This window comes from Oscillibacter sp. CU971, assembly GCF_905219725.1.
Classification (GTDB): Bacteria; Bacillota; Clostridia; order Oscillospirales; family Oscillospiraceae; genus Oscillibacter.
Genome location: NZ_CAJMXG010000358.1, coordinates 1 through 2,481 on the forward strand (window position 1 = coordinate 1; position 2,481 = coordinate 2,481).

The 2,481-nt window shown below is 51.5% G+C and carries 7 protein-coding genes; all 7 read right to left on the reverse strand.

Annotation, left to right across the window (positions count from 1 at the left end):
- Window positions 1-113 precede the first annotated feature (113 nt).
- Complete coding sequence (locus tag JX325_RS15300) at window positions 114-437, reverse strand: helix-turn-helix transcriptional regulator (protein WP_204791923.1); 324 nt, start codon at window positions 435-437, stop codon at window positions 114-116.
- On the reverse strand, window positions 427-576 hold the full coding sequence (locus JX325_RS15305; RefSeq protein WP_204791924.1) for a hypothetical protein: 150 nt from the start codon (window positions 574-576) through the stop codon (window positions 427-429). The genes JX325_RS15300 and JX325_RS15305 overlap by 11 nt, the downstream gene beginning before the upstream one ends.
- A 6-nt stretch (window positions 577-582) precedes the next feature.
- Window positions 583-771, reverse strand: a complete 189-nt coding sequence (locus JX325_RS15310; RefSeq protein ID WP_204791925.1) for a hypothetical protein — start codon at window positions 769-771, stop codon at window positions 583-585.
- A gap of 10 nt (window positions 772-781) precedes the next feature.
- Window positions 782-1,105 carry a nucleotide modification associated domain-containing protein gene (locus JX325_RS15315; RefSeq protein ID WP_204791926.1) on the reverse strand — a complete coding sequence of 108 codons (324 nt, stop codon included), beginning with the start codon at window positions 1,103-1,105 and terminating at the stop codon, window positions 782-784.
- A 103-nt stretch (window positions 1,106-1,208) separates the two neighbouring features.
- Entirely contained in the window at window positions 1,209-1,580 is a 372-nt protein-coding gene (locus tag JX325_RS15320) for a hypothetical protein (RefSeq protein ID WP_204791927.1), read from the reverse strand.
- A 188-nt stretch (window positions 1,581-1,768) separates the two neighbouring features.
- On the reverse strand, window positions 1,769-1,924 hold the full coding sequence (locus JX325_RS15325) for a hypothetical protein (RefSeq protein ID WP_204791928.1): 156 nt from the start codon (window positions 1,922-1,924) through the stop codon (window positions 1,769-1,771).
- Window positions 1,925-1,935: 11 nt separating this feature from the next.
- Window positions 1,936-2,316 (reverse strand): nucleoside triphosphate pyrophosphohydrolase family protein, encoded by a 381-nt coding sequence (locus tag JX325_RS15330; RefSeq protein WP_243414127.1) that lies wholly within the window; start codon window positions 2,314-2,316, stop codon window positions 1,936-1,938.
- Between the last annotated feature and the right edge of the window lie 165 nt (window positions 2,317-2,481).

Sequence of the window (2,481 nt, forward strand, 5' to 3'; positions counted from 1 at the left end):
ACCTTGCGCAGTTTCCGAAAGCGATCCTCGTCCCGGGCGATATTCCTCATAGCTGCATAGGCAGTCGGGTCGGAATAGCCTTCCGAGTTATTTCTGTCTTTCCCGGACAAATATCAATCACCTCTTTCCTTCGCCAAGAAACGGAGAGTGTGGGCACAGACCTCGCCAATATCGTAATGCTTTTCAAGTGCAGGGATAAACCAGTCAGGGACCGGCTTTCTTCCACACTCAATAGCCGACAGCTCGGCCGGTGAAATATCCAGTTCCTTCGCCATGTCAAGGAGCAGCAGGCTCCGAGTGATGCGAATGTCTCGAACCAGCTTTCCGAATTTATCCAGCAGGCTGCGGAATGTCCGCCTCGTCCGGACCCAGGCAATACCGGCCGCATCCAGCAGAACGAGAAGGAAGTACCAGCGCTCCTGAAGTTTAGCCATCATCGTGTTTGTCCTCCTTATTGATGTTGATGGAGATATCCGCGTTTGAAATGAGCGCAAACAGGGCTGCTACGAAGAGCACATCCACTCTTTCGGAGAATAGCCCTGCGAGAACGAGTATCAATGAAATGAACTCGAACAACAAATATCACTCCTTTTTCAGTCTGATAAAGATGCCATACTCGTTCACATAGCACAGCACCTTTCCAGCCCGCAATTCTTCAATCTGCTCCTCGGTGATTTCAGCATAGCGGTTTCCGTATTTGGAGGCGATTTCACAGACTTCTTCGGGCTCAATGGTTGTGAGCCAGTCGATATAGGTAGGTTCGTCAGACATGATTTATGCCTCACGAAATATCATAGTCTGGAGCTGTGGCTTTTTTCTCTGCCTCATCCAGCTCCAGCACAGTCATGATGGCGTAGTTCGCCAAGTCGAGCAGCGTGTCCCGAATGGACTCATCCGTAACCTGCTGCTGAGCGCTGTCGGTGGGGGAGATGCGGGACAGGGTCTTAAAGCGGGAGAACTTGTCCCCAAGGCGGATACGGCTCATAGCCAGCCCCTCCTCGACAAAAGTCTGGTGGAAGCTGTCACCGTAGTCGTGGTTCTTCTTAGCATACAAGGTGTTCAGCCCATCGCAAAGCTCCTTGTGTCGCATAACTTTTTCGTTCATAAATATAGCTCCTCCTTGTGAGATCAGATTGGTTTTTAGGAAAGTATGATATCGCGCATTAAGAGCAGATACTCATTGAGCGTCAAGGCGTATCTATTTTCCGTTACTTCTGCGATCTGCACCTGGGCGTATAGATGCGGTTTTCGGTATTCTTCTCAGCCTTGCGGACATCACCGAGCAAGCGTTCGAGCCCTTTTATGACATTTCGGTTCTCATCCGTCCACGCTAAGACAGGCTGAACCGTCAGTTTGATGTATTTGGCTGTCCGCCTCCGCTGCCGGGCCTCCTTCAGTTCTTTCCCGAGGTTGGCGAACTCGTGATAGGAGTGGTCTTCCAACTCCAGGCTGTGGAGAATATCATTGATGAGGCCGGACGTCTCCTGTTCCTCTGCCTCGGCCATGTGGTACTGGCTCTCACACTCACGCATGAATGCAAGAAAGTTTTCAATGGGTTTGCTAACTTCGAGCCTTTCCAAGGTCTGTCCCTCATTTCGTGTAAAATATAAAGAGAGCCCACGTTTTCGCTGGCTCTCTCCTCGTTGCTTTACGGCCGATACCAGCCGGAGTACACGCCATCCCGGAAGATAAAGCGCATACCGCGATAGCAGAGATAGGTGGTGCCGGGATCTTCGCATGATACCATGATTTCGGGCTTCTCCATAGGTCAGGTTCTCCTTTCGTAGCAGAATGGGATATTGCTGTCGGTATTCACCGGATGCTCCAGGCACTCGTCACAGGGCGAATCCGTTTCGGCAAGTTTCTCATGCTGACAGGTCTTGCAGTACCGGTCAAACTCGACGAATTGTTCACGGTTTTCCATGGCCGACGTCCCTAAATATCGCCGGCTTGACGGTGGAGGCTGTGGTCGGCATCAAAGTCGTCCGGATACCGAGCCCGGAGCTTTTCGATATTGAGTTTGAAAATATTCTCCAGGCTGTAGCCAATGGCGTAGGCTGTGAGCGCCAGATACCAAGAGACATCGCCCAGTTCCTTGGCCATCTTATCCTTATCAAGATCGTGGCCCTGGAAAAGGTGCTTCTTGTAGAGATCCTGACACTCGCCAGTTTTACCGCCGAGCCCCAGAAGGCCATTTAGGAGAAGATTCTCCATGGACTCCTTCGACGCCGTTCGGAGCGCCAGCCGCTGATATTCGTTCGGGCTCATACCGGGCCCTTTTCTGATGGTCTCAATGACCTGCTCTTCTTTTGTCATATAGGTGACCTCCTAATATAGTTTAACCCGGCCCTCGAAAGCACTCGGGGACCGGGCTTTGGCGATCTTCTTCCAATCGCCGTTTTCGTTAGCGTACAGGAAGTAGTGACTTCTCAGCTTGTTGCTGGTGATGATGTATCGCAGGGTTCCGTTGGAGTCGCAGCC

Excerpts from the sequence above, each read along its gene's own strand:
- JX325_RS15315 (WP_204791926.1), bottom strand. The coding sequence starts at position 1,105 with ATGAACGAAAAAGTTATGCGACACAAGGAGCTTTGCGATGGGCTGAAC.
- JX325_RS15300 (WP_204791923.1), bottom strand. The coding sequence starts at position 437 with ATGATGGCTAAACTTCAGGAGCGCTGGTACTTCCTTCTCGTTCTGCTG.
- JX325_RS15330 (WP_243414127.1), bottom strand. The coding sequence starts at position 2,316 with ATGACAAAAGAAGAGCAGGTCATTGAGACCATCAGAAAAGGGCCCGGT.
- JX325_RS15310 (WP_204791925.1), bottom strand. The coding sequence starts at position 771 with ATGTCTGACGAACCTACCTATATCGACTGGCTCACAACCATTGAGCCC.
- JX325_RS15325 (WP_204791928.1), bottom strand. The coding sequence starts at position 1,924 with ATGGAAAACCGTGAACAATTCGTCGAGTTTGACCGGTACTGCAAGACC.